Origin of the sequence: Kribbella sp. NPDC050470 (assembly GCF_044458365.1) — a bacterium.
Taxonomy (GTDB): Bacteria; Actinomycetota; Actinomycetes; order Propionibacteriales; family Kribbellaceae; genus Kribbella.
In genome coordinates, this window is record NZ_JBITHV010000006.1 from 327,372 (window position 1) to 349,869 (window position 22,498).

Below are 22,498 nucleotides of genomic sequence, written 5' to 3' on the forward strand. Positions count from 1 at the left end.
CGGCGATTCGCCAGTAGGGTCCGCATCATGGTCGACTACAACGGACGGTTGAGCAGTGTGTACGCCGCGGGGCGAGGAATGACCGTGGACGAGGTCAAGCGCTGGACTGATGCGTTCCAGCCTTACCTACCGGGTGAACGGCCGTTGACCCTGCTGGACCTGGGCAGCGGGACCGGCCGCCTCACGCCTGGGCTCGCCGACGCGTTCGGCGGTCCGGTGTACGGCGTGGAGCCGTCGGACCGGATGCGGGAGATCGCCGAAACGACCGCTGTGCACCCGGACGTGGTCTATCGGAAGGGCAGCGCGGAGGAGATCCCGTTGCCGGAGGCATCGGTCGACGGCGTGCTGATGTTCCTGTCGTTCCACCACTTCCGGGACCAGCAGCAGGCGCTCGAGGAGGTCCGCCGAGTGCTGAAGCCCGGGGGAGTGGCGTTCCTGCGCAGCCAGTTCGCGGACCTGATGCCGGACCTGTTCTGGTACGACTACTTTCCGTCCGCACGAACCGTCGACGCCGGCATGTACCTGTCCGTCGACGCCGTGAAGTCCCTTGCGCGCAAGGCAGGTCTGACACCCGCTGACGACGTGGTCTGGGTGACCACCGAGCCGCCGCGTACCTTGCGCGAGAGCTACGACCGGCTCAAACTCCGGGCGCTGTCGACGTTCGAACGCCTGCCGGAGGACGAGATCGAGGCAGGTTTCGCCCGGTTGGCCGCCGACGCTGACCGCGATCCGGACCGGCGCCTGCCCGTCCATCCCGCGGCGATGCTGCCACTCAGCCGAACTGGGTCCTAGAAGCGGCCTTCTGGGCTTCGCGCCGGGCCGCGGTGAGCAGGGCGTCGCCGAGCACGGTGCCGATCACCGCACGTTCGGCCAGTAGATCGCGGTCATCCGCTGCCTTCGCCAGCCAACGGATCTCGAGCGCCGCCAGCTCGTCGGCTGTCCGTCGGTACACCGCCAGCATGTTGCTGATCGTCGGAGACCACCCGGTGGAGTTCGTGGTTGTCGATCTGCTCGTCGTCGCCCTCCTGGTTGTCGCCGCGGTGCTCGGGCGGCTGACCCTGCTGGCGATTGCGTTCGGTGTCGGGCTCGGCGTGTCACCGTCGCTTTCGCGGCCTCCGTGGACGACGGCACCACCAGCTGGGCGCTGGCGTCCGCCGTCATCGGCTGCCTGCTGTGCATAGCGGTCGTGCTCTCAGGTCACATCCCAGCTGACGTTGAGCGCCGGCGGCTTGCGGAAGACCAACCCGCGCGGCGGCGGGGAGGACGGATCCAGCCGGAGGCCTGGCAACGCGAGCACTGCGCTCACCGCGGTCAGCGTTTCGAGACGGGTCAGGTGCATGCCGAGGCAGATGTGCGGACCGCTGGCGAACGCCAGGTGCCGACGGGCGTTCGTACGGCGTACGTCGAAATCGTCAGGCGACGGGAACAACGCCGGATCCCGGCCCGCACCCGCCAACGACACGGTGACGAAGCCTCCCCGGCGAATCGACGCACCGGCCAGTTCGACATCGCGGGTGGCGTAGCGGTCGACCACCGCCGCGGCAGGTTCGAGGCGAAGCGATTCCTCGATCGCGTTCGGCAGCAGCGACGGGTCCGCGAGCACCAGGTCCAGCTGGTCCTGGTGGTTGAGCAGGTGCCACAAGGCGTTGGTGATCATGCCTTCGGTGGTCTCGATCCCGCCGAACATCAGGACGGCGGCGTTCGCGACCACCTCGTCGACACCGAGCCCGGCCCCGGCGGCCGCGGCGATCAGCGAGTCGGCCGAATCGATGCCTGAGGCAACGTGTGCGTGCAGGGCGGCGAACGCCTTCGAGCCTTCGGCCGTGACCGGACGACCGGCGGCGACGCCGGAGACCGAGTCGGAGATCGCGGTGTACCAGTCGAGAACCGTCGACGCCGACGCCGGCGGCAGGCCGAGCGAGTAGGCGACGACCGCGACCGACAACGGCCCGGCGACGGTCCGCCGGAGGTCTGCGCTGCCGTCTGCCCGGATTGCACCGACCAGTTCGTCGACGGTCTGCTGGACAGGCTGGGTGAACCGCCGGCGGGTCTCCGCGAGCGTGAACGGCTCCTCGAAGGGACCGCGGTGCGCCTTGTGCGTCGCGCCGTCCAGCGAGAGCATTGACGGTCCGACCACCTGCGCGGTCGAGAACCGCGGGTCGTCGACGGTGAAGGTCTCCGGATCCCGCAGTACCTCGAGAGCGAGTGAACGGCCGGCGACCACCCAGCCACGGAGCGCGTCGACCCAGCCGATCGGACGGAGCGCCGCCAGCGCGGGATGCGGATCCATCTCGAGCTCCTCCACGGTGACCATTCAGCCACCCTAAAACGAGCAGACCACCTTCTAGAGTGGTATTGCTGAGACAGATTGGATCTCAACGACTCAGCGGGGCAGCGGGTGACGAATGCCGAACTAAGGCCATCTAGGGTGTGGGCCATGTCTGAGAACCTGGTGCTGCTGCCTGCCGTCGATGTGGCGGACGGTCAGGCGGTCCGGCTGGTGCAAGGGGAGGCCGGCAGCGAGACGTCGTACGGCGATCCGCTGGCGGCGGCGATGGCGTGGCAGGAGGCCGGCGCCGAGTGGATCCACCTGGTCGACCTCGACGCCGCGTTCGGCCGCGGCAGCAACCGTGAGCTGCTCGCGGACGTGACCGGCAAGGTGGACGTCCAGGTCGAGCTGTCCGGCGGCATCCGCGACGACGACTCCCTGGCGGCCGCCCTCGCCACCGGCGCGCGCCGGGTCAACATCGGCACCGCCGCGCTCGAGAACCCGGAGTGGTGCGACCGGATCATCCAGCAGTACGGCGACCGGGTCGCGATCGGGCTCGACGTCCGCGGCCGGACCCTGGCGGCCCGCGGCTGGACCAAGGAGGGCGGCGACCTCTACGAGGTGCTCGAGCGGCTGGAAGCGGCCGGCTGCGAGCGGTACGTCGTCACCGACGTGACCAAGGACGGCATGCTGCAGGGCCCCAACCTGGACCTGTACCGCGACCTGTGCGCGCGCACCGACAAGCCGATCATCGCCTCCGGCGGCGTCTCCAGCCTCGACGATCTCGTGGCTTTGAGCACGCTGGTCGAGGACGGCGTCGAAGGCGTCATCGTGGGCAAGGCCCTGTACGCCGGTGCGTTCACCCTGACCGAGGCACTCGAGCTCACGCGTGGAGGCGACAAGTGAGTCTGGCCGACAAGCTCAAGGACAAGAAGGTCCTGGTCACCGGCGTCACCGGGTTCGTCGGTGAGGCGCTGCTGCACCGGATCATCGGCGACCTCCCCGGGACGACGGTGGTCGCGATCATCCGGCCGAAGGGCTCCCTCAAGGGCGCCGACCGGATGGCGCAGCTGCTGAAGAAGGACATCTTCAAGCCGTTCTACGGCGAGGGCACCCCGCACGCCGACGCCGAGGCGCTGACCGCGGCCCGGATCGAGGTGGTCGAGGGCGACCTGGCCGACGTGCCGGAGCTGCCGAAGGACCTCGACATCGTCGTGCACTGCGCCGGCGACGTGAGCTTCGACCCGCCGATCCACGAGGCGTTCACGACCAACGTGCTCGGCACCAAGAGCCTGCTCGAGCGGATCGTCGAGACCGGGCGGGCGGTGCACTACGTGCACATCTCCACCGCGTACACCGCCGGTCGCCGGCGCGGCGCGATCCCGGAGGCCCCGGTCGACCACAACGTCGACTGGCGGGCCGAGGCCGAGGCCGGCATGGCGATGAAGGCCCGGGTCGAGGAGCAGTCCCGGTCGGCCCCGATGCTGGCCAAGTTCCGCAAGGATGCCGAGAAGCTGCACCGCCGCGCCGGTCATCTGACCGCGGCGGCCGACACCGAGCGCCGGCGGACCGAGTGGGTCGCGAAGAAGCTGGTCGAGACCGGCACCGAGCGGGCCCGCAGCCTCGGCTGGACCGACTGCTACACCTTCACCAAGGCCCTCGGCGAGCGCGTGGTCGAGGAGTTCTCGGCCACGCTGCCGACCTCGATCGTCCGCCCGGCCATCATCGAGTCCGCGGTGCAGAGCCCGCACCCGGGCTGGATCGAGGGCTTCAAGATGGCCGAGCCGCTGATCCTGGCCTACGGCCGCGGCGAGCTGCCCGAGTTCCCGGCCAGTCCGGACTCCGTGGTCGAGATCATCCCGGTCGACCACGTGGTCGGCGCGATCTGCGCGGTGATGGCGACCGAGCCGGAGCTGTCGAAGCCGGAGTACTACCACGTCAGCTCAGGTGCACGGAATCCGCTGACGTTCGAGCAGTTGTACGCCGGGGTCCGCGCCTACTTCTCCAAGCACCCGTTCGATCTGGGCGAGCGCGGCGCGGTCCGGCTGCCGGTGTGGAAGTTCCCCGGCGGCGACTCGGTCGAGAGCATGCTGCGGTACGGCGAACGCGCGCACAAGATCGCCGACAAGATCATCACCACCGTCCCGCGCAGTGAGCGGACCCGGAAGTACGCGCGCGAGCTCGACGTCCAGAAGCGCCGCCTCGACTTCCTCCGCCGCTACATGGATCTGTACTCCGAGTACGCGCAGGCCGAGCTCCAGTTCATCGACGACAACGTGCTGGCGCTGCACAACGCGCTCGAGGGTGACGACCAGGAGAAGTTCTGGTGCGACACCTCGATCGTCGACTGGCAGCACTACCTGCAGGAAGTGCACTGCCCGAGTGTCACCGACTCGCTGCGCCGGCTGGACGTCGTACGGAAGAAGCGGAACAAGGCGCTGGCCGAGTCCGCCGGTGTGCTCAAGAAGATCGGCGAGCCGGCAGGCAGCGAGACAGACGCCGAGGTGATCGCCGCGTTCGACATGGACGGCACGCTGCTGTCGTCGAACGTGATCGAGACCTACCTGTGGATGCGGCTGCCCGAGCTGGACAGCCACCAGCGGCTCGGCGAGATCGGCTCGATGCTTCGCCGGCTGCCGAAGCTGATCTCGGCCGAGCGCAAGGACCGCGGCACCTTCCTGCGGACCATCTACCGCCGCTACGAGGGCGCCGAGCTCGAGGAGCTGAACCGGATCGTCGACGAGCTGCTCGCCGAGCACGTCCTGGAGCGGCTGAGCGGGGACGCCGTACGGCGGATCCGCGAGCACCGCGCGGCCGGGCACAAGACGATCCTGATCACCGGCGCGATCCGGCCGCTGACCCGGCCGCTGGAGCCGCTGTTCGACGAGATCGTCGCCGCCGAGCTGGCCGTCGACGACCGCGGCCGGTGCACCGGGTTCCTGTCCGGGCCGCCGCTGGTCGGGGAGTCCCGGGCTGCGTGGATCAAGCACCGCGCCCGCGGCACGAACATCGACCTGTCCAAGTCCTACGCCTACGCCGACAGCCACTCGGACCTGCCGATGCTGCAGGTGGTCGGCAACCCGGTCGCGGTCTCGCCGGACGTGTCGCTGTTCCGGGCCGCCCGGGCCGCGCGCTGGCAGATCGTCGACTGGAAGACCCCGTCCACCTCGTCAAGACTGGAGCTGCCAGGGGTGAACGCCCGATGATGCTCGCGCTGGAGATGTACCGGTCGCCGGCCAAGTTCCTGGCGGCCAAGGCGGTCGGCGGCCGGATTCCCGGCATCCTGACCGGACCGGCCGCGCCGCTGCGCCTGGTCACCATCAACGAGCCGAAGGCCGAGCGGGAGGGCTGGGCGCGGATCCGGCCGATCCTGTCCGGGATCTGCGGCTCCGACCTCGGCATGGTCACTGGCTCGACCAAGCTGTACTTCTCGGCGATGGTCTCGATGCCGTTCGTGCCCGGCCACGAGATCGTCGGCGAGCTGCTCGACGACTGCGGGGACCTGCCGAAGGGCACCCGGGTGGTGATGGACTCCGTCCTCACCTGTGCCGCGCGCGGCGTCGAGCCGTGCCAGGGCTGCGCGTCCGGCACCACCAACCGGTGTGACCGGATCACGGTCGGGCACGTCGCGCCGGGCCTGCAGACCGGGTTCTGCCAGGACACCGGTGGCGGCTGGGGCAACGTGATGGTCGCGCACCGCAGCCAGCTGTACGCGGTGCCGGACGGGATGTCCGACGAGCGCGCCGTACTGACCGAGCCGCTGGCCTGCGCCGTCCACACCGCGCTGCGGGCGAAGGTGGAGCCGGGCCAGTCGATCCTGATCAGCGGAGCCGGCGCAGTCGGCCTGTTCGCGACCCTGGCGCTGCGCGAGCTGACCCAGGCCGGCCGGATCACCGTCGTCGCCAAGCACGCGAAGCAGCGGGAGCTGGCCCGGGCGTTCGGCGCCAGCGACGTGGTCGCCCCCGACGAGGTGTTCCGCGGCGTACGGCGCTCGACCGGAGCCTTCCGGCTGAAGCCGGAGATGGCCAAGGAGTTCCTGCTCGGCGGTGTGGACATCGCCGTGGACGCGGTCGGCAGCAAGGACTCGATCGACACCGTGCTGCGGGTGACCAAGGCCGGCGGCCGGGTGCTGCTGTCCGGGATGCCGGCCAGCGGCGCCGACCTGTCGCCGGTGTGGTTCCGCGAGCTCGAGCTGACCGGCACCTACGCCTCCGCGCGGGAGGAGCCGAACGACAAGCCGGCCTTCGAGACCGCCCTGGAGCTGGCAGGCAAGGCTCCGCTGGACGGGATCGTCGGTGCGCGCTACCCGCTGTACCGCTGGCGCGAGGCGATCGACCACGCGCATTCGGCCGGCCGACTGGGCACGGTCAAGGTTGCTTTCGATGTGAGGGCCTCATGAGGGCGCTGAACGTACGACGAGAGGGTTTGTGACATGTCTCGGCCAGGTTTTGTGCTTGAGGTGGACGACCGGACGCCGCCGCTGATCGTGCACTCGGGTGAGGGCTTCCAGCTGGAGCGCTTCCCGCTCGGCACCCGGGTGGTGTACCCGCCGGAGGCGCTGCCGCCGGTCCGGGACGTCGAGGAGGCGATCCAGAACGCGCTGCTGAACCCGATCGACGCCGAGCCGCTGCCGGAGCTGCTGACGGCCGGGATGCGGCTGACGATCGCGTTCGACGACATCTCGCTGCCGTTGCCGCCGATGAAGAAGCCGGACATCCGGCAGCGGATCATCGAGGCGGTGCTGACGATGGCCGCCGACGCCGGGGTCGACGACGTCGAGATCATCTCGGCGAACGCGCTGCACCGCCGGCTCACCCCGAACGAATTGCGCGACATCGTCGGCGAACGGGTGTTCCGGTCGTTCTTCCCCGACGGCAAGCTCTACAACTTCGACGCCGAGGACCGCGACAACCTCACCCACCTGGGCCAGACCCGGCACGGCGAGGACGTGGAGATCTCCAAGCGGGCGGCCGAGTCCGACCTGCTGGTCTATGTGAACGTGAACCTGGTGGCGATGGACGGCGGCCACAAGTCGACGTCGATCGGGCTGGCGTCGTACAAGTCGCTGAAGCACCACCACAACAGCCACACGATGATCCACTCCCGGTCGTTCATGGACCACAAGGCGTCCAAGATGCACCACTCCGCCTGGCGGATGGGCGAGGTGCTGACCCAGAACGTCAAGGTGTTCCAGATCGAGACGACGCTGAACAACAACATCTTCGGCGGCGGCCTGGAGTTCCTGCAGAAGCGCGAGTGGGAGTGGTCGCTGAAGGACCAGGCCTCGATGCTGGCCACCAAGCGCGGGCTGGCCGCGGCGCCGGCCAAGCTGCGGCACAGGATCTTCACCGACGTCCGGGCGAACTACGAGCTGACCGGGGTGAACGCCGGCGCGATCGAGCCGGTGCACGACAAGACGCTGGAGATGGTGCACCGCCAGCACCTGGTCGAGGTGCAGGGCCAGTCCGACGTCGGCATCATCGGCGTGCCCTACCTCGGCCCGTACAACGTCAACTCGGTGATGAACCCGATCCTGGCCGCGTGCATGGGGCTGGGCTACCACTTCAACGCCTACCGGGGGAACCCGATCGTCCGCAAGGACGGCGCGGTCATCCTCTACCACCCGGTGCCGTACGAGTTCAGCCAGCTGCACCACCCGTCGTACGTCGACTTCTTCGAGGAGGTGCTGTCGGAGTCGACCGACCCGGCCACCATCGAGGCGAAGTTCGAGAAGCAGTACGCCGAGGACCCGTGGTACATCCACCTGTACCGGACGTCGTACGCGTACCACGGCGTGCACCCGTTCTACATGTGGTACTGGATCTCGCACGCCCTGGACCACTGCGGCGACATCGTCTGGGTCGGCGCCAACCGCAAGACGGTCGAGCGGATGGGCTTCCGGTCCGCGTCGACGCTGCAGGACGCGCTCGAGATGGTCAGCCACTCGGTCGGCCGGTCGCCGTCGATCACCTACCTGCACAACCCGCCGCACCTGCTCGCGGACGTGCGCTGATGGGTACCAGCCTGGTGAAGTTCAGCCGCGACACCGCGCGCGACGTGAAGCAGGTCGCGCGCGGGTGGCGGTGGGGCCGGCGGCCGCAGGTGCCGCGGTCGGCCGAGCCGTACGTGATCCCGAAGGAGACCTCGGTCTTCCCGACCAGGTGGGCCCGGACCCCGGCCGCGATCGCGGTCCGCGAGGTGCTGCAGAAGGGCGCGCTGAACTCGGTGCTGCGGTTCGAGGTGAACCCGCAGGTGAGCGGGCTCGACTCGCTGCTCAAGGTCAACGGCCCGGCGCTGATCGTGGCGAACCACTCGTCGCACCTGGACACCCCGCTGCTGCTCTGCACGCTGCCGGACGCGATGCGCCGCAAGACGGCCGTGGCCGCGGCGGCGGACTACTTCTTCGACACCTGGTGGCGGGCGACCGCGTCGGCGATCGTGTTCAACACGTTCCCGATCGAGCGCCGCGGCGGCAAGCTCAGCTCGACCCCGGGCGACCTGCTCGCGGACGGCTGGAACGTGGTCGTGTTCCCGGAGGGCACCCGGTCGCCGGACGGCTGGATGGAGCGGTTCCGGATGGGGGCGGCGTACCTGGCCGTCGAGCACGGCGTCCCGGTGATCCCGGTCGGGATCAAGGGCTCGTTCGCCGCGATGCCGCGCGGTCGCGGCTGGCCGGTTCCCGGCCGCCCGACGGTCGCGGTCCGGTACGGCGATCCGCTCAGCCCGGCCGAGGGTGAGAGCGCCCGGGAGTTCGCGCCGAAGATCTCCGCCGCGGTGTCGGCCCTGCTGGACGAGGAGTCGACCACCTGGTGGGAGGCCCGCCGTCGGGTCGCCGCGGGGGCCTCGCCGTCGCAGTCCGGTCCGGACGCCGCCCGCTGGCGCCGGGTCTGGGAGTCGACCGCCCCGATGAAGCCTGCCGGCACCAAACGCCGCGCCTGGAAGTGACGCCACTCATGGTCCGGCCGAGGTTCGCCTCGGCCGGTCGACCGTTCTGGATCCTGGCCGGCACGTACTTGGTGATGCTCGCCGTTCTGTGCGCCTCGCTCGCGACCTGGGCGGTCAGCTGGCCGATCGCGGCCTGCCTGTACGTCGTGCTGGTCGCCGTGCTGGCGCTGATGTTCTGGGTCACCTTCCGTGACGCCGGATTCTCGATCGATGCCGAGACCGTCGCCTACAAGGCGAGCGCCTGGGGACCGCCGAGAGTGCTGCCCCGCGCCGGGCTCGTGCGGGTGCTCTCGATCGGCCGGGTCAAGTGGTCGCTGCCGATCGGCATCCTGGTGATCCTTGCGGCGGACGGTAACCGGATCGGCGCCGCGCGCTGGCTGTGGTCGTCCGAGACGCTCGCCGAGGTGACCACGGCGATCGGGCTCCCGGTCGAGCATCGGGACGCCGTCGGCTCGCTGGAGATGATTCGCGAGCTCGGTGTCGACCCGGCCTTCAAACGCAACCCGCTGCACGCGCTCGTGCTGGTGGCCGCCGCGGGCGCCGGCGTCCTGATCGCCTGGCCGGTCGTCCGCGCGCTGCTGCTCTGAGACACGTTCACCGGACCGAGACGTGGGGATCGGTACGCTTGGCCGCGTGAGTCTTGCCGTGCGAGTGATTCCCTGCCTGGACGTCGATGCCGGGCGGGTGGTCAAGGGTGTCAACTTCATCGATCTGCGCGACGCCGGGGACCCGGTCGAGATGGCCAAGGTGTACGACGCGGAGGGCGCCGACGAGCTCACCTTCCTCGACATCACCGCGTCCTCGGGCTCCCGGGAGACGACGTACGACGTGGTCGGGCGGACCGCCGAGCAGGTGTTCATCCCGCTCACCGTCGGCGGCGGGGTCCGGGAGGCGGCCGACGTGGACCGGCTGCTGCGGGCCGGCGCGGACAAGGTCGGCATCAACACCGGCGCGATCGCCCGGCCGGAGGTGATCCGCGAGATCGCGCACCGCTTCGGCAACCAGGTGCTGGTGCTGTCCCTCGACGTACGGCGGGCGCCGGACCAGCCGAGCGGGTTCGAGGTGACCACGCACGGCGGCCGGAAGTCGGCCGGGCTGGACGCGATCGAGTGGGCCCAGCGCGGGTGTGAGCTGGGGGCGGGGGAGATCCTGCTGAACTCGATGGACGCCGACGGGACGAAGCAGGGTTTCGACCTGGAGCTGATCCGGGCGGTCCGGGCGGTGGTCGACGTACCGCTGATCGCGAGTGGGGGAGCGGGCGCGCCCGAGCACTTCCCGCCTGCGGTCGAGGCGGGGGCGGACGCCGTACTGGCGGCGAGCGTGTTCCACTTCGGCGACTTCCGGATCGCCGACGTGAAGAAGGCGCTGCGCGACGCCGGGATCGTGGTCCGGTGACCGTGGACACGCAGGAGACCGAGCGGTCCGAGCAGAACGAGCAGCTGGTCGCGGACATCGAGCAGCAGCTGTCGGCGCTGTTCCGGCGGTCGCGGTCGGCGTCGCTGCGGCTGGCCCGCCGGGTGCACCCGGACATGGATGCGGCCGGCTACGCGCTGATCTCCCAGATCGAGCTCGGCTCGGCCGGCGGTGGGGCGGGCGTGCGCGCGTCGGACGTCGCCCAGGCGCTCGGCCTGGACAAGTCGACCGTCAGCCGCGGCATCACCCAGTTGGAGACCCTCGGCCTGATCGAACGCGTCGGCGACCCCGACGACGGCCGCGCCCGCCTTCTCCGCCTCACCACCGTGGGAGCCGACCGCTTCGAAGCCATGCGCTCCCAACGCCAAACCGAGTTCCGAGCCATCCTCGACCGCTGGAACCCCACAGACCTGGCCGCCCTGGGCCGCCTACTAACCCGCCTCAACGACGACCTCACCTGAACCACCCGCCCTCCGCTCCGCTCCTCGCAGGGAGCGGTCAGCGCAGTTCGGCTTGGCCGTGTTTGTCGTTGCCGGTGGTGCGCCAGGCGGGCCAGGAGAGGTCGGTGTCGTTCCAGGTGAAGAGCGGGTCGTCCAGGGACGGGACGACGTACGTGTTGGCTTCGAAGCGGTTGTTGTTGGAGGTGTAGACGGCGGTGTCGCCGATGTCCTGGACGGCGCCGGTGAGTTGGCCGGCGGACATGGCGACCCGGTTGCCGTGCACCCAGACGTTGCGTACGACGTGCGGCCCGTGCGGCGCGGGGTCCTCGCCGGCCCGCCCACCGCTCTCGATCAGCGCGATCCCGTTGGCGTTGCCGCTGAGGTCGTTGCCCACGACCTCGATCAGCCCGGTCCCGCCCGACGACTGGATCTGGATCCCGGCCTCCCACGCCCAGCCGCTGTGCCGCCGGCCGTTCCCGGAGATCTCGTTGGACCGGATGACCGCGTCGTAGCTGATCTCGTGCTGGATCCCGGCGCCCCAGTTCCCGGTGATCCTGTTCGACGAGTACTCGGTGTGGATGTTGCCGCCGTCGGTCCACAACCCCGGCCCGTAGTTGTCGTGGACGTAGTTGTGCGTGACCGTGTGCCGCTCGGTGTGCCAGCTCTTGCTGCCACCGGCCTCCCACCCGGACGAGTACCCGGCCGCCCCGTTGAACGAGATCTCGTTGCCGCCGACCAGCGACCCGTTGCCCCAGGCACCGAAACCGAGCTGCCCCTGGTGGTGCACGAAGTTCCCGGTCGCGACCGCGCCGTCGGCCAGCCCCAGGCCGACGCCGTGGTTGAGCCGCACCTCGTTGTTCAGGATCCGCCACCCCGACCCCATCGCGTACGGCGTGACCTGCCGACTCTCGACCGCAGCCACCTGAGCCTCGTTCGCCGCCTGCTCGAGAACAAGGTTCGCCACCGTCACGTCGTCAGCGGTCGCCTGGACGAGACTGGGCGCGACGGCCTGCTCGACCAAGCGCCCACGCGGGTCCGCACCGATCGTGATCGAGTTCGCCGCGTAGTCCGCATAGACCGTCCCGCTGGTCACGGCCGACCTCGAGCCCACCCGCGTCAACCGCTGCTTGTCGACGAAAACGTCCTCCGCATACGTACAGGTCGGCGCGTATTCCAGACACTCGCCGTGGTAGCTCGGCTCCGGCGACAGGAACCCAGTAGTCGACCAGACCGACCCATCCTGCCGCCACCCGCTCAACACCTTCGCCCCACTGACCACCGCACCCTGCAGCCCGATCAGCGAGTCGCCCTTCTTAGGCGTCAGCGGTTGCTCCAGCCGGAAAACGCCGGAAGAGAGGCAGTACGTCGTACCCGCTGGATGCGCGTCGATCACACCCTGCACGTCCTCGGACGGACCGACCGACACGCCATCACAAGAGCGAGGCCCCGGCCCGACCGGACCGGTGGGCCCCGGCCGACCAGCCGGCGTGAACTCGGTCGACTCGTCAGCGCCACCCAACGACCACGACACCGCAGCCACCACCGCCACCAGCGCGCAGGCGGCCGCAATCCACCGCCGCGGATGTCTCACGGCGAGCGGAACCATGGCCGGACCGTCGTCACCGCCACCCCGATCCCGAAGAGGGTCCACAGCAACGCCGCAACCTGCGGCCCCTCCAGCTGTGGATCGAAGAAGCAGGAAACGAGCACAGCCGTGGTCACCATCAGGCAGAGCACGCCCACCTGACGCCGGGTGTGCTGCCCTTCACTCGTCAGGCGCCGGCAGCCGGCGACCATACGCCAGTACCAGCCCACCCACAGGGCGATCCACAACGCGAAGCCGACGAGCCCCATCCGGGCCAGGATGTGCAGGTGCGAGTTGTGCGGACTCCGCAGGGTGTCCTTGCCCGCGTCGAGTACGCCGACCTCGCTGGCCAGGTTCTGCCCGAACCCGGACCCGTCGACGAGATGACCGTCCTCGATCTGCTTGTCGAGGATCCGCGTCCACAGTTGCTGACGGCCCTCGACCGTGCCGCCGAGGTTGCCGGGGGAGTCCTGCCCGCCGAGGCTCACCACGTTGGCCACCAACTGCGAGGCCGAGAACTCCCGCCCCTGCAGCCCAGGCATCGGCACCTTCAGCGACAGCAGCGAAGCCACACCCAGCCCGACGACCATCACGAGTACGACGCGAGCCGCGAGACCGACCCGGTTGCGCAGAAACGCCAACCCGACCGCGCCACCGGCCAGCACGCCGAGCAGCCCACCCCGGTTCTGGGTGGCGGCGAGCGCGACCACCAGCAGAGCCATCAAACTCCAGCCCACCCGGCTCCGGGCACTGCGCTCACCGGGCAGCAGCCACATCAGGCCGAGCACGAGCAGCGCCGCAATCGCCGCACTCCCGGACTTGTGCGACAGCACCGAGACCGTGGTGAACGGAACCACAGGCGCCTTCGGAGACAGCGGATAGAGGATCACGGCGATCGGCAGCCACAGCAGCAGCCACGGCGTCAGCCGGTGGAGCCCGCCGATCCACCGGTCGAGCAGCTCCGGCGACCGGGCCAGCGCGCCGACCATGAAGAACGCGAACAGGCAGTAGAGCCACAGCACGGCGTCCCGCAGCGCGTCCATCTGGTACGTCGCCACGCCAGGCGCCGTCCGGATCAGTCCCCAGACCGCGAACGCGCCGAGCAACGCGAACACCGACTCGTCCCGCACCGGCGCCTTGAGGTACTGCGTCGACACCGCGGCAGCCGCCGCGCCGACCCCGAGCACCATCTCGCCGACGAACAACGGACTGCCCGGCAGGTGCAGGTAGGCGAAGGCCCGGTCGAACAGCAGGTACCCCGCCAGCAGAACACCGAGCAGACGGCCGTACAGGACCCACGGCCGCCCCGGGGTGTCCGGCGACGCGGCGCGCAGGAGACGTCGGGCAACGACGGGCGAGGACATCCCGGATCAACCTCGCGGCGCGCCCGCCGACGTACGACGCTCCTTCGGTGGGCGCCGGAAGGCCAGCAACTCCGCCGAAGGCAGAGCCTGCGGACCGGTCCGGTGCCTGGCCTGGGCGACGATCCAGTCGCGCAGCCGCCGGACGGATCTCGCCCCACGGCCCGCCCGGCGGAACACGTAGCCGACGAGGTTCGGCTCGACCTGCTCCAGCCGCTCGACCATCGCGACATGGTCCTCGACCGGATCGCCGGCGCCGAGGACGACGACGGTCGCGTCGGAGCTCTGCGCCAGTTCCATGGCGTTGGCCACCTTCAGGACCGCCGGACTGTCGATCAGCACGAACTCGAAGGACTTCTTCGCCTCGGTGATCAGCCCTTCCACGGCGTCGGCGTACACCGAACCTGTGGTTCGCCGTACTCGGGACGGGCCGGCGCGGAGGACGGTGACGTCCGCGTTCAGCGGGCTGGGCTCGATGCACTCCGACACCGGACGGGACCCGGCCACGACCTGCTCGAAGCCGTCGGACTCCGGACTGCCTGGGAGCAGCAAGCCGGTGAGAGTGCGACTGGTGGTGTCGGCGTCGACCGCGAGCACCAGCCGACCGCTCTCGGCCAGGGCAAGTGCGACGTTCGCGACGACTGCACTCCGCTCGGAGTTGCTGTTCGCCGAGACAAAGACGAGGGCGAGTTCGTCGCCGTGTGCAGCGTACAGACGTTCGACCGAGCCGGCGGTGAACCGGAACGCCTCGGCTGCCGGCGACTGGGGGCTGACGGCCATCGGCAGTTGGCCGGCGGTCGACAGGCCGGACAGGATCCCGCCTCGCCTGGTCGGCGGGATGTCGCCGACGAGTGGCGCCTCGTAGATGGCGACCGCGTCGAGCCGATCGTCGATGCAGCGGCGGCGACTCGCTCGCCAGAACGCCAGCCCGGCGCCCAGGACCAGACCGGCCAGCAGCCCGATCGCACCGGACCGCTTGGCGTTGCCGTTGATCGGCACCTGCGGTTCGGCGGCCCAGGCGAACGTCGGGTCACCGGCCAGGTCGAGTTGCAGGTCGACCAGGGTCTTCGTCCGCTGGTTCAGCAGGTCGGCCACCTGGCCTTGCGCCCGGCTGTCCTTGATCGCCCGGTCGATGGCGGCCACGGCGGCCGCGCCCTGCGCGGCGATGGCGGCGGACCGTACGTCGTCGAACGCCTGCAGTACTGCGTTCGCGCCGGCCTGCGCCACCTTCGGGTCCGGCCAGGTGAACGTCAGCGCGACGATGCTCGACCCGAAGCTGCCTGGTGCCGCCTGCTCCGGGGGCGTGATCTCCAGCGACGTGTTCTCACCTGCGAAGTCTCCGCGGGTGAGCACGTTGTCGTTCAGCGCCGCGTTGGCGATCCGGGCAGCGCGCTCGGCGACTTCCTGGGACTGCAGCAGCAGCACCTGGCTGTCGAAGTACTGCGTTCTGGCCTCGCCCTGCGCGAACGTGGTCTGCGGCACTGTCACCGTCGCGTACGCGCGGAAGACCTCCGTCTGCAGGACGGAGTACCCCGTCGCCGCCGCGGTCGTCAGCACCGCGATGGCCAGCACCATCAGCCGGTACCGGCGGACTGCCCCCACCACCGTCGGCTCGAAGCGTGCCTGTTCGATTTTGGTCGCCCTCACTGCCCCACCTCAGTCGTTCCCCTGGACTTCGGTGCACCCCAGCCCCAACAACAGGAAGTGCTTCCCCCTCGCAGGAATCATAGACGGAGAGTCGCCAAAAGTGACCAGGCCCGATTAAAAATGCACCCTCTGTATTCGGAACTCGACACTCGCTCCATATGGTTGCAGAAACCAACTATCTAGGCATATAGTTGGGTTATGCAACTAGCTCGTGAATCCCTCGTCCCGGGGACAGCGCGGGACATGCCGGCCCAGGAGCTGCTCGAAGGGGTCAGCTCGCTGGTGCGCGCGGTGCGTTGTGTCGAGCATCGGCACCTGGCGCCCGACGGCGGGCTGCGACGGTCCGACGCGAGTGTGCTCAAGGTCCTGCTCAGGGACGGCGAGCAGCGTGGCGGCGAGATCGCGGCCAAGCTCGGCGTCGACGCCTCCGTGGTGAGCCGGCAGTTGACCGCCCTCGAGGCCGACGGACTGGTGAGCCGTCGGCCGGACCCGGCTGACGCCCGGGTCGGGCTGGTCAGCCTCGCGCCGCTCGGCAAGGCCCAGCTCGAAGCCCTCTACTCCTCCTACACCGAGCATCTTCGTGCCGCCCTCGCGGATCTCGACGACGACGCCCTGCTCGCTGCTGCGCAGACCATGCAGCGGATCGCGCACGCGATCACCGAGGTCACCAAGAGCGCGCGGCGTACCCGATCGACTGGAGACCGATGACTGTCACCGAGACCCGGCGGGAACTGCCCAGCGCGCCGGAACTCACCCACCGCGAGATCCTCGAGATCCTGATCGGCCTGCTCGCCGCGTTGTTCACCGCGATGCTGAGCTCGACCATCGTCAGCAACGCGCTGCCGACGATCATCGCCGACCTCGAGGGTTCGCAGACCCAGTACACCTGGGTGCTGACCGCGAGCTTGCTGGCCACGACGGTCTCCACCCCGATCTGGGGCAAGCTCGCCGACCTGATGAGCAAGAAGCTCCTGGTGCAGGTGGCGATCTCGCTGTTCGTGGTCGGCTCGGCGCTGGCCGGCCTGTCCCACAACGTGCCGTTCCTGATCGGCGCCCGCGTCCTGCAGGGCCTGGCGATGGGCGGCCTGATGGCGTTGGCCCAGGCGATCATCGGCGCGGCGATCCCGCCGCGCAACCGCGGCCGGTACTCCGGCTACATGGGCGCCGTGATGGCGGTGGCGACCGTGAGCGGTCCGCTGATCGGCGGCGTCATCGTCGACACCTCGTGGCTCGGCTGGCGCTGGTGCTTCTACGTCTGCGTCCCGCTGGCCGTGATCAGCCTGGTGATCCTGCAGAAGTACCTGCACCTGCCGGTGATCAAGCGCCGGGTCCGGATCGACTACCTCGGCGCGGTGCTGATCAGCGTCGCCGCCAGCCTGCCGCTGATCTGGGTCACCTTCGCCGGTCACGACTTCGGCTGGGTGTCCTGGCAGTCGGCGCTGTTCGTCGGCGGCACGCTGGTGTTCGGCATCCTCGCTGTCGTGGTCGAGAACCGCGTGGCCGAGCCGCTGGTCCCGCTGAAGGTGGTCAGGGAACGCACCACCGCGCTGGCGATCGTGGCCAGCCTGGCGGTCGGTGTCGCGATGTTCGGCAGCGCGTTGTTCCTCGGCCAGTACTTCCAGATCGCCCGTGGCTACAGCCCGACCGAGGCCGGGTTGCTGACTATCCCGATGATGCTCGGCTCGTTCTTCGGCTCGGTCGGCTCCGGCCAGCTGATCACCCGGTTCGGCAAGTGGAAGCGCTACTTGATTGCCGGTGGCATCCTTTTGGTCGCCGGCCTGCTGGTGCTCGGCACGATCGACCACACCACGCCGTACTGGTACGTCGGAGTCGGCATGCTGGCGATGGGTCTGGGCATGGGCATGACCATGCAGAACCTCGTCCTCGCCGTGCAGAACACCGTCGACGTGAGCCAGATCGGCGCGTCGAGTGCGACGGTCGCGTTCTTCCGCAGCCTGGGTGGGGCGGTCGGCGTGTCGGTCCTGGGCGCCGTACTCGCGGTGCGGGTGAAGGACCTGATCGTGCAGGGCGTGCTCGCCGGACCCGGTGGCGCCGAAGCGGCGCGGAAGTTGCAGGAAGGCGGTTCCGGGAGCACGAGCCTGCTCGACGTCGGTCACCTGCCGCCGCAGCTGGCCGAGCTGGTGCGGCAGTCGTACGGCGATGCGACCGGCCGGATCTTCCTGATCGCGGCAGCCTGTGCGGTGGTCAGCCTGATCGCGGTCCTGTTCATCAAGGAGGTCCCGCTGCGCCGGACGGTCGCCAAGCTCGACGTCGACGACGACTAGAGGTCGGGCGGTTGCAGGCCGTCGAGGTCGCGGGTGCGGATGATGGGGGAGCGGATCAGCCACAGTACGGCGAGGAAGCCGCCGGCCGCTGAGATCAGCAAGGTCTCGCGGACGCCGATCCAGGTCCCGAGGAAGCCGCCGACCACAGCGCCGAGCGGGCGGACGCCGTAGTTGATGCTGCTGAACGCTCCCGCGACGCGGCTGCGCATGTGGTCGTGGGTGACCGCGGCCTGCAGTGAGTTGAGCGGTACGTCGAAGCACATCACGGCGAACGCCCCGATGAACTCGGCGGCGGCCAGTGCGGTGGCCCGGGCCCAGGTCGGTCCGTCCGCCAGCGCCGCGATCGCGATCGATCCCGGGAAGATGATCGAGCTCGCCGCGATCACCCGGCCGGCGCCGAAGATCCGGCTCAGCGGTGACGCGGCGAGCGCGCCGAGCAGTCCGCCGGAGGCGCCGATGCCGAAGGCCAAGCCGATCGTGCCGGCGGACAGCTCGAGGTTGCGGCTGGCGAACAGCACCAGCAGCGCCAGGCTGATCAGGTTGAAGAAGTTCACCGTCGTCGCGCAGCCGAGGCTGCGGCTCAGGTACGGGTGGTGCAGCAGGTAGCGCATCCCGGCCCGGGCGCGGTGGAGCAGCGGTTCGGTCGACTCCTCGGTCGGGCCCGGCGGTGTCTTCAGGCGGCCGAGCTGGACCGCCGCCACCAGGAACGAGAACGCGTCCACCAGGATCGCGACCGGCGCGGTCAGCCACTGGACGAGAGCACCGGCGACCGCGGGTCCGCCCATGAACGAGATCGACCGGGTCGCGGAGAGCTTGGAGTTCGCCTCGAGGAACTTGTCGCGAGGAACCAGCCGGACGAAGAACGAGGCGTACGACGTACCGAACACGACGTCGGCGATCCCGGCCAGGACGGCGATCGCGTAGAGGTGCCCGAGAGTCAGCAGATCCAGCCAGTACGCGGCCGGAAGGCTGAGCAGCAGGATTGCCCGGAAGACGTCGGCAGCGATCATCAGCCGACGCTTGTCGGGCCGGTGGTCGACCCAGGTGCCGATGAACAGCGATGCGATGTTCGGCAGCCAGACCGCGGCGGTCAGGAAGCCGACCTGCGCGGGCGTGGCATCGAGCAACAGGACGGCGATCAGCGGCAGCGCCAGCTCGGTCACCCGGTCGCCGAACTCGGACACGGTCTGCGCGGACCAGAACCGGCGGAACTGCCGGTCCCGCCAGAGACTCGTCGTGGCGGTCAGAGTCTTCATCGTCCGACCCGATCAGTTCGGTGCTTCAGGCAACGACATGCGGAGGTAGCGGACCGCGCGGGCGTCCGCGGGCGCGCCTTCCTCGCCACGCTGGACGTACGGCGCGAGCAGCTGCTCGATCGCGTCCTCGACGGCCTCCGCCTCGGCGGCGGTGAGGACCAGCCGGGTGTTCGCCGATCCGGCCAGCCGGCTCCACTCGGGATCGAGCTCGGGCTCGGTCTCGACCAGCCACTGCTGAGCGGACTCCAGCGCCTGGTTCATCATCTCGGTCCGGAGCAGCCGGCCGGCCTCGTTGCCCTCGGGGGTGTCCGGCATCTCGTACCGGAACCCGCGGGCCACCGCCTTCCACCACCGCTGTCGCTTGTCCCCGTCCGGCGGCTGCTCGTCGACCACCAGGCCGAAGTTGGCCAGGTGGCGCAGGTGCCAGCTGGTGACGGACGGCGACGCGCCCACGTGCTCGGACAACTGGGTGGCGGTCGCCGGGCCGTTCTTCTGCAGCCAGCTCAGCGCGGCCAGCCGGACGGGATGCGCCAGCGCCCGCATCGCCTGCGGGTCGGTGATCTCGAAGTCGCCGTACGGATTTCTGAGAGACATGTTTCGAGAGTAGTCTCTCAGATATCGTGAGAGCAACCTCTCAGATCTGGATCGTGCGTCGCCAGATGTCGCTGATCAGGTCGGGGCGCATGCCGACCGAGGTGTAGAGACCGACCGCCGGGGTCGGGTTGGAGCTGTCGACGTGCAGGATGGTGCCGGTCCGGCCGGCCGCGGCGTCGGTGGCGAACGTGTCGTGCAACAGGTACTTCGCGAGCCCCTTCCCGCGCGCCTCGGGTACGACGGCCAGCCGGCCGACCTACCCGCAGTTGTCGGTGCTGACGAAGTTGTCGTTGCACTCGCAGACCGCGACCGCCCGCCCGTCGAGCTCGACCGTGGTGAGCTGCGACCAGTCGAACGTCGACCGGCTCTCCCGCGACGCCACCCAGTCGTCGTACGGCCGCGGATCCGCTCCCGGCTGCGTCCGGAACGCCTCCACGAGTACGGCGTGCGCCGCCCGCCGACTCGGCTCGTCCAGGGCTCCGCGCCGTACCACCGCTCCGGCCGGAATCGCCGGCCGCGCGACGGCGCCATCGAAGTTGATCCGCATCCGGTGGATCGACGTACTGATCGAGAAGCCCTTCGCAGCCACGATCTCCGGCATGAACTCGTCCTGCCGGATCACACCGATGCTGACCACCACGTCACCGGGCCCAGCCTCCCCAGCCCGCTGAAGCCCGCGCTCGATCAGCCACTCCGCAACCGCCGGGATCTCGCTCAACGCCTCCAGATCCACCCGCGACCCATCACTGTTGACGGCCGCCGTCCCCGACCCGGCAAACTCTCCGCCGCTGTCGACCACGACCCGCCCATCGCGCGCCGGATCGAACCCCGGATCCCGCAGATAGTTGGCAACATCCTCAAAACTGTGCTTCGCAAACCCAAGCAACGCAGTCGTATAAGCCCCCGACCGCTCCGCAATCAGCCGAGCATCCTCAACCGTCATCGGCCGGGCAGTGAAGGTGTTGGGGAGTACGGCGGTCATTCCGTCATCGTCGGGAATGGCCGCCGTACTGTCCAAGGGTTTAGCAGGCCTTGTCCCAGTCGAGTTCGCAGGCGGTCTCGGTGGTGGTCTTGAAGGCCGTCGCGGTCTGGTTGGGCCAGGACGCGAGGGTTACGCCTACTGCGTCCTCGATGGAGCGGGGGCTGACCAGGTAGTTGTTGCTGATCATCGAGAAGACCAGCTCGCGGCCATCAGCCGTGGTGACGTAGCCGGACAGTGACGTCACGCCGGTGAGTGAGCCGGTCTTGCCGTGCAGGTTGTTGGCGGCCGGGGTGTTGGCCATCCGGCTGCGCAGCGTGCCGCCGATGAAGCGTTGCGGGTTGCCGGCGATCGGCAGGGCGTCGTACCACTGCTGCCACCACGGCTCTTTCTGCACTCCGATCAGCAGGTCGGTGATGCTGTCGGCGGTGACGTTCACCTTGCGCGACAGGCCGGAGCCGTCGGACAGCCGGATCGTGCTGCTGTCGACGCCGACGCTCTGGGCGTAGTCGCTGACCACGCCCAGGCCGGCCGGCCAGGTCCCCGATGCCTCGGCGACTGCGCCCATCGCCTTGACCAGCGTCTCGGCGTGCATGTTGTTGGACAGCTTGAGGAACGGGTTCATCAGTTCGCCGACCGTCATCGACTCGTCCCGGGCGAGCACCCGGGCAGCGGCGGGGGAGGCCGCGGCCTTGACGTTGCCGACGACACTGATGCCCTGCGCCGCGAGCGCACGCTTGAACACGTCGGCGGCGTACAGTTCGGGCTCCCAGACCGTCACCCACTCCTGGCCGACGGACGCGCCGAGCGGCACGGAGCCGGTCACCCGCACGATGTTGGTGCCGTGCTCCCGCTCGATGTTCAGCGTGTTCGCCGAGCCGGCCGCGCCGGTCGTCGCGGTGTTCACGAGCTTGAGTACGCCGTTCGCCGGGACCAACGCGAGCTGGACCGGAGCCCCGGCCGTCGCACCAGGCCTGCTTTCGACGATCGCCGTACCGGAGTCGTAGTCGGTGTTCGGGGCGAGGGTGAGGGCGGAAATCTGCGCCGAGTAGTAGAACGGCTCGTCGTCCCAGGCCCAGCTGTCGCCGAGCCGGACGGCGTCGAAGTAGGTGTCGTCCGCGACCAGGTCACCGACGACGCGGCGGACGCCGGACTCGGCGAGCTGCTTGGCCAGGGCGGCGTAGTCGGACTCGAGCGCGGTCGGGTCGCCGTACCCCTTGAGGTAGAGGTTGCCGAGCAGAGCGCCGCGCTGGACCGGGCCGGTCGCCAGCACATCGGTGTGGAAGCGGTACGACGGGCCGAGCACGTCCATCGCGGCTGTGGACGAGAAGAGCTTGGTGTTCGAGGCGGGCAGCATTCGCGTGCCGCCGTTCCGGTCGTACAACGTCTCGCCGGTCGTCGCGTCCCGGACCACGAGCGCGACCTGCGACCCGTTGTAGCGGCTGTCGTTCAGCAGGCTGTCCAGGCGCTCCTGCAGCGGTGTTGCTTGTACAGTCGCCGGCGCGCCGGCCGACTGCGTGACCACCCCACCGACCGCGGTCGCGAGTACGGCGGCGACGGCGATCACCCCGCGTCCCGACACTCTCGGTAAATGCCTCACGAGAACACCCCTCTATCCAGGCGGAATCCAACTAGCGGGAGTCAACACCCCGGAACGCCCTGGGTCCAGTGATGACCCCTGGTCATCCAGGTGAATCGATGGAAAAGTTCGGTCCACAGGTATC

General features: G+C 69.5%; 22 protein-coding genes. 12 read left to right on the forward strand and 10 right to left on the reverse strand.

Annotation, left to right across the window (positions count from 1 at the left end):
• Nucleotides 1–27: 27 nt before the first annotated feature.
• Nucleotides 28–792 carry a methyltransferase domain-containing protein gene (locus ACIBGM_RS19665; RefSeq protein ID WP_396386363.1) on the forward strand — a complete coding sequence of 255 codons (765 nt, stop codon included), beginning with the start codon at nucleotides 28–30 and terminating at the stop codon, nucleotides 790–792.
• Here the strand turns inward: ACIBGM_RS19665 and ACIBGM_RS19670 are convergent.
• Entirely contained in the window at nucleotides 773–961 is a 189-nt protein-coding gene (locus tag ACIBGM_RS19670; RefSeq protein WP_396386364.1) for a hypothetical protein, read from the reverse strand. The genes ACIBGM_RS19665 and ACIBGM_RS19670 overlap by 20 nt on opposite strands.
• Between ACIBGM_RS19670 and ACIBGM_RS19675 the strand changes: the two genes are divergently transcribed.
• Entirely contained in the window at nucleotides 960–1,181 is a 222-nt protein-coding gene (locus ACIBGM_RS19675) for a hypothetical protein (protein ID WP_396386365.1), read from the forward strand. The genes ACIBGM_RS19670 and ACIBGM_RS19675 overlap by 2 nt on opposite strands.
• An 11-nt stretch (nucleotides 1,182–1,192) precedes the next feature.
• On the opposite strand, the gene ACIBGM_RS19680 is transcribed toward ACIBGM_RS19675, so the two are convergent.
• Nucleotides 1,193–2,314, reverse strand: coding sequence for a cytochrome P450 (locus tag ACIBGM_RS19680; protein ID WP_396386366.1), 1,122 nt, complete (start codon nucleotides 2,312–2,314; stop codon nucleotides 1,193–1,195).
• Nucleotides 2,315–2,437: 123 nt separating this feature from the next.
• On the opposite strand from ACIBGM_RS19680, the gene priA reads away from it, so the two are divergent.
• Genes priA through ACIBGM_RS19720 form a run of 8 tightly spaced genes read left to right on the forward strand, consistent with a single transcriptional unit; the run spans nucleotide 2,438 to nucleotide 11,088 of the window.
• Nucleotides 2,438–3,175: a bifunctional 1-(5-phosphoribosyl)-5-((5-phosphoribosylamino)methylideneamino)imidazole-4-carboxamide isomerase/phosphoribosylanthranilate isomerase PriA gene (gene priA / locus ACIBGM_RS19685; RefSeq protein ID WP_360522230.1), complete on the forward strand. Its 738-nt coding sequence runs from the start codon at nucleotides 2,438–2,440 to the stop codon at nucleotides 3,173–3,175.
• On the forward strand, nucleotides 3,172–5,475 hold the full coding sequence (locus ACIBGM_RS19690; protein WP_396386367.1) for an HAD-IB family hydrolase: 2,304 nt from the start codon (nucleotides 3,172–3,174) through the stop codon (nucleotides 5,473–5,475). Before priA ends, ACIBGM_RS19690 begins: the two co-directional genes overlap by 4 nt.
• Nucleotides 5,472–6,668 carry a zinc-binding dehydrogenase gene (locus ACIBGM_RS19695; RefSeq protein WP_360522224.1) on the forward strand — a complete coding sequence of 399 codons (1,197 nt, stop codon included), beginning with the start codon at nucleotides 5,472–5,474 and terminating at the stop codon, nucleotides 6,666–6,668. Before ACIBGM_RS19690 ends, ACIBGM_RS19695 begins: the two co-directional genes overlap by 4 nt.
• 33 nt (nucleotides 6,669–6,701) lie before the next feature.
• Nucleotides 6,702–8,282: a lactate racemase domain-containing protein gene (locus ACIBGM_RS19700; protein ID WP_360522221.1), complete on the forward strand. Its 1,581-nt coding sequence runs from the start codon at nucleotides 6,702–6,704 to the stop codon at nucleotides 8,280–8,282.
• Nucleotides 8,282–9,214 carry a lysophospholipid acyltransferase family protein gene (locus ACIBGM_RS19705; RefSeq protein WP_360522218.1) on the forward strand — a complete coding sequence of 311 codons (933 nt, stop codon included), beginning with the start codon at nucleotides 8,282–8,284 and terminating at the stop codon, nucleotides 9,212–9,214. The genes ACIBGM_RS19700 and ACIBGM_RS19705 overlap by 1 nt, the downstream gene beginning before the upstream one ends.
• 8 nt (nucleotides 9,215–9,222) lie before the next feature.
• Nucleotides 9,223–9,801 (forward strand): hypothetical protein, encoded by a 579-nt coding sequence (locus tag ACIBGM_RS19710; protein WP_360522215.1) that lies wholly within the window; start codon nucleotides 9,223–9,225, stop codon nucleotides 9,799–9,801.
• Between the two features lie 46 nt (nucleotides 9,802–9,847).
• Nucleotides 9,848–10,609 (forward strand): imidazole glycerol phosphate synthase subunit HisF, encoded by a 762-nt coding sequence (gene hisF / locus ACIBGM_RS19715; RefSeq protein ID WP_360522212.1) that lies wholly within the window; start codon nucleotides 9,848–9,850, stop codon nucleotides 10,607–10,609.
• A complete protein-coding gene (locus tag ACIBGM_RS19720; protein WP_360522209.1) occupies nucleotides 10,606–11,088 on the forward strand; it encodes a MarR family transcriptional regulator in 483 nt (160 codons plus the stop codon). Before hisF ends, ACIBGM_RS19720 begins: the two co-directional genes overlap by 4 nt.
• Before the next feature lie 37 nt (nucleotides 11,089–11,125).
• Here ACIBGM_RS19720 and ACIBGM_RS19725 read toward each other — a convergent pair whose 3' ends face one another.
• From ACIBGM_RS19725 to ACIBGM_RS19735, 3 genes are all read right to left on the reverse strand, one after another.
• A complete protein-coding gene (locus ACIBGM_RS19725; RefSeq protein WP_360522206.1) occupies nucleotides 11,126–12,493 on the reverse strand; it encodes a right-handed parallel beta-helix repeat-containing protein in 1,368 nt (455 codons plus the stop codon).
• Between the two features lie 161 nt (nucleotides 12,494–12,654).
• A complete protein-coding gene (locus tag ACIBGM_RS19730; RefSeq protein WP_360522203.1) occupies nucleotides 12,655–14,016 on the reverse strand; it encodes an O-antigen ligase family protein in 1,362 nt (453 codons plus the stop codon).
• A 6-nt stretch (nucleotides 14,017–14,022) separates the two neighbouring features.
• Nucleotides 14,023–15,660 (reverse strand): Wzz/FepE/Etk N-terminal domain-containing protein, encoded by a 1,638-nt coding sequence (locus tag ACIBGM_RS19735; protein ID WP_360522200.1) that lies wholly within the window; start codon nucleotides 15,658–15,660, stop codon nucleotides 14,023–14,025.
• A gap of 198 nt (nucleotides 15,661–15,858) precedes the next feature.
• On the opposite strand from ACIBGM_RS19735, the gene ACIBGM_RS19740 reads away from it, so the two are divergent.
• Nucleotides 15,859–16,368, forward strand: a complete 510-nt coding sequence (locus ACIBGM_RS19740; protein WP_360522197.1) for a MarR family transcriptional regulator — start codon at nucleotides 15,859–15,861, stop codon at nucleotides 16,366–16,368.
• A complete protein-coding gene (locus ACIBGM_RS19745; RefSeq protein ID WP_396386368.1) occupies nucleotides 16,365–17,945 on the forward strand; it encodes an MDR family MFS transporter in 1,581 nt (526 codons plus the stop codon). The genes ACIBGM_RS19740 and ACIBGM_RS19745 overlap by 4 nt, the downstream gene beginning before the upstream one ends.
• Here the strand turns inward: ACIBGM_RS19745 and ACIBGM_RS19750 are convergent.
• From ACIBGM_RS19750 to dacB, 5 genes are read right to left on the reverse strand one after another with little or no spacing between them, the layout of a single operon-like run.
• Nucleotides 17,942–19,201: an MFS transporter gene (locus tag ACIBGM_RS19750; protein ID WP_396386369.1), complete on the reverse strand. Its 1,260-nt coding sequence runs from the start codon at nucleotides 19,199–19,201 to the stop codon at nucleotides 17,942–17,944. The two genes, ACIBGM_RS19745 and ACIBGM_RS19750, sit on opposite strands and share 4 nt — an antisense overlap.
• Before the next feature lie 12 nt (nucleotides 19,202–19,213).
• Entirely contained in the window at nucleotides 19,214–19,795 is a 582-nt protein-coding gene (locus ACIBGM_RS19755; protein WP_360522188.1) for an ArsR family transcriptional regulator, read from the reverse strand.
• A gap of 40 nt (nucleotides 19,796–19,835) precedes the next feature.
• Nucleotides 19,836–20,042, reverse strand: a complete 207-nt coding sequence (locus tag ACIBGM_RS19760; protein ID WP_396386503.1) for a GNAT family N-acetyltransferase — start codon at nucleotides 20,040–20,042, stop codon at nucleotides 19,836–19,838.
• A gap of 9 nt (nucleotides 20,043–20,051) precedes the next feature.
• Entirely contained in the window at nucleotides 20,052–20,777 is a 726-nt protein-coding gene (locus ACIBGM_RS19765) for a GNAT family N-acetyltransferase (RefSeq protein ID WP_396386370.1), read from the reverse strand.
• 40 nt (nucleotides 20,778–20,817) lie between these two features.
• Nucleotides 20,818–22,374, reverse strand: coding sequence for a D-alanyl-D-alanine carboxypeptidase/D-alanyl-D-alanine-endopeptidase (dacB, locus tag ACIBGM_RS19770; RefSeq protein WP_396386371.1), 1,557 nt, complete (start codon nucleotides 22,372–22,374; stop codon nucleotides 20,818–20,820).
• Nucleotides 22,375–22,498: the final 124 nt, after the last annotated feature.

Bases quoted from the DNA above. Each gene is read 5' to 3' on its own strand.
- ACIBGM_RS19765 (WP_396386370.1), bottom strand. From the start codon at position 20,777: ATGACCGCCGTACTCCCCAACACCTTCACTGCCCGGCCGATGACGGTT.
- ACIBGM_RS19710 (WP_360522215.1), top strand. From the start codon at position 9,223: ATGGTCCGGCCGAGGTTCGCCTCGGCCGGTCGACCGTTCTGGATCCTG.
- ACIBGM_RS19695 (WP_360522224.1), top strand. From the start codon at position 5,472: ATGATGCTCGCGCTGGAGATGTACCGGTCGCCGGCCAAGTTCCTGGCG.
- ACIBGM_RS19675 (WP_396386365.1), top strand. From the start codon at position 960: ATGTTGCTGATCGTCGGAGACCACCCGGTGGAGTTCGTGGTTGTCGAT.
- priA (WP_360522230.1), top strand. From the start codon at position 2,438: ATGTCTGAGAACCTGGTGCTGCTGCCTGCCGTCGATGTGGCGGACGGT.
- ACIBGM_RS19700 (WP_360522221.1), top strand. From the start codon at position 6,702: ATGTCTCGGCCAGGTTTTGTGCTTGAGGTGGACGACCGGACGCCGCCG.
- ACIBGM_RS19740 (WP_360522197.1), top strand. From the start codon at position 15,859: ATGCAACTAGCTCGTGAATCCCTCGTCCCGGGGACAGCGCGGGACATG.
- ACIBGM_RS19730 (WP_360522203.1), bottom strand. From the start codon at position 14,016: ATGTCCTCGCCCGTCGTTGCCCGACGTCTCCTGCGCGCCGCGTCGCCG.
- ACIBGM_RS19680 (WP_396386366.1), bottom strand. From the start codon at position 2,314: ATGGTCACCGTGGAGGAGCTCGAGATGGATCCGCATCCCGCGCTGGCG.
- ACIBGM_RS19670 (WP_396386364.1), bottom strand. From the start codon at position 961: ATGCTGGCGGTGTACCGACGGACAGCCGACGAGCTGGCGGCGCTCGAG.
- ACIBGM_RS19755 (WP_360522188.1), bottom strand. From the start codon at position 19,795: ATGTCTCTCAGAAATCCGTACGGCGACTTCGAGATCACCGACCCGCAG.
- ACIBGM_RS19705 (WP_360522218.1), top strand. From the start codon at position 8,282: ATGGGTACCAGCCTGGTGAAGTTCAGCCGCGACACCGCGCGCGACGTG.
- ACIBGM_RS19745 (WP_396386368.1), top strand. From the start codon at position 16,365: ATGACTGTCACCGAGACCCGGCGGGAACTGCCCAGCGCGCCGGAACTC.
- ACIBGM_RS19665 (WP_396386363.1), top strand. From the start codon at position 28: ATGGTCGACTACAACGGACGGTTGAGCAGTGTGTACGCCGCGGGGCGA.
- ACIBGM_RS19750 (WP_396386369.1), bottom strand. From the start codon at position 19,201: ATGAAGACTCTGACCGCCACGACGAGTCTCTGGCGGGACCGGCAGTTC.